Origin of the sequence: Bombella saccharophila, assembly GCF_026385475.1 — a bacterium.
Taxonomy (GTDB): Bacteria; Pseudomonadota; Alphaproteobacteria; order Acetobacterales; family Acetobacteraceae; genus Bombella; species Bombella saccharophila.
On the sequence record NZ_JANIDW010000015.1, the window covers coordinates 1 to 1,458 of the forward strand.

The window sequence follows — 1,458 nt, forward strand, 5'->3', positions numbered from 1 at the left end:
CACAAGGGGCGGGCAAAGCGGGCGCAATGTGGGTTGGGCCGCGCATCCGCCTAACAGAGCGCATAATACTGCTGCGATAAGGGTCGCTACTGCCAGAGCGGGGGCGTAATCACGCTTGGGCATTAGAAGGCTCCTTTATCCAGTGTATCAAGCAGTTGATTATCGGTGCGGATGCCATTGGTGCGGGCATTGAGCATGGCGTGTGCGGCCTGCGTGGCCGCATTGGCATTGGCCGTGTCGCGTTGGCTTGTATCCACGCGCGCACTATTACGCCCCGCCCGGTTAGCGTACCAAATCAACCCGCCCAAAAAGCCCAACACCGCCAGTAGGAAGCTACAGGCAGCATAGAGATTCATGGGGGTTCCTTGTTATGCTGTTGGCTCGCTAGGGGCTGTGGGGAGGGTTTTGCTGGTGGTGTCGGTACCGTTCACAATGGCCATTAAGGCCTTTATGTAGGCGACCCAGTTATCAGGCGTAGGCTCGCCAATGATGCCGTAATTGTTATAAACAATCTGGCGCGCGGCTTGCAGAGCGGAGGTCGCTTGGGCTTTGAGCTGTTTATCACGCAAACTTTGGTTGAACACCCATGTGTTTGTCTTGTCGTCCCACGTCACAAATGAGCCTGTGGGTTGGACGGTGGTGACAGTGTTAGGTAAGGGGCCAACTGTTACAACGGTTGTTGGGGAGCCGTCCGCTTTGTTCCATACTGTGGCGTCGCGATGGTCCTCCACTACAGACCAAGCAGACCCATCGAATGTGGCGGCTTGGCCGGTTTGTAATGGAGGGGGGGCAAGTGGGGTAGAATTCCCCGGAGCTCCACAGCCTACAATGATTTGTGCTGTATAACTGCCAGTATAAACACCAGTCTGAGCGTCAAAGCCATAAACGGTCATTGTACCGTTTTCTAAAGCGAATCCATTTTTGTTAAAGTTAATCATGATGTTGTTCCTTTATGCCGCACGGAAGATGTAATTCCATGCGCTGTTTTTAGGGCGAGCGACGCCTATATGAGCCCAATATTTTGCCCATGCAGCCCCATCATTACCGTAACCAATAGGGAGATTCCAATTTGTATTGGGCTCTACATTATCTCTTCGATAGGAAATATTTGCATTTCCGTTTGGTACGAAACTGACTGAACCATCCCAGTCGTGGCGGTTTAAGAGATAACTACCTTCTTGGAAGGAAGTAGGGGAGCGTTGTGCGCCTTCTGGGTCACGGGTTCCAGATGTGTCTAAGCCTCGGATGAACAATCCGCGTAGGTCTGGAACGGAACCGGAAGGAAATGCACTGGCAAGTTGTGGGCATTGAGAAGTAGTAAATGACCGGCCATCTGCTGGGATAAATCCAGCAGGTGCCGTTGTGAAAGGACTGGGTAGAGGAACCCACGCAGGCAGTTGGAATATTGCGGCCTCTGCTGCCTGCGCCCGCTGTGTTTCCTGTTGAAGGGCTGTGGCT

The 1,458-nt window shown here is 53.0% G+C and carries 3 protein-coding genes; all 3 read right to left on the reverse strand.

Going from position 1 to position 1,458, the window contains the following annotated elements; genetic code table 11:
• Positions 1 to 122 precede the first annotated feature (122 nt).
• Entirely contained in the window at positions 123 to 356 is a 234-nt protein-coding gene (locus NQF64_RS08955) for a hypothetical protein (RefSeq protein ID WP_099027550.1), read from the reverse strand.
• A gap of 12 nt (positions 357 to 368) precedes the next feature.
• A complete protein-coding gene (locus tag NQF64_RS08960; protein WP_099027551.1) occupies positions 369 to 938 on the reverse strand; it encodes a tail fiber assembly protein in 570 nt (189 codons plus the stop codon).
• A gap of 12 nt (positions 939 to 950) precedes the next feature.
• Positions 951 to 1,458 (reverse strand): phage tail protein (locus NQF64_RS08965; RefSeq protein WP_266107160.1); only part of this gene is annotated, 508 nt, incomplete at its 5' end.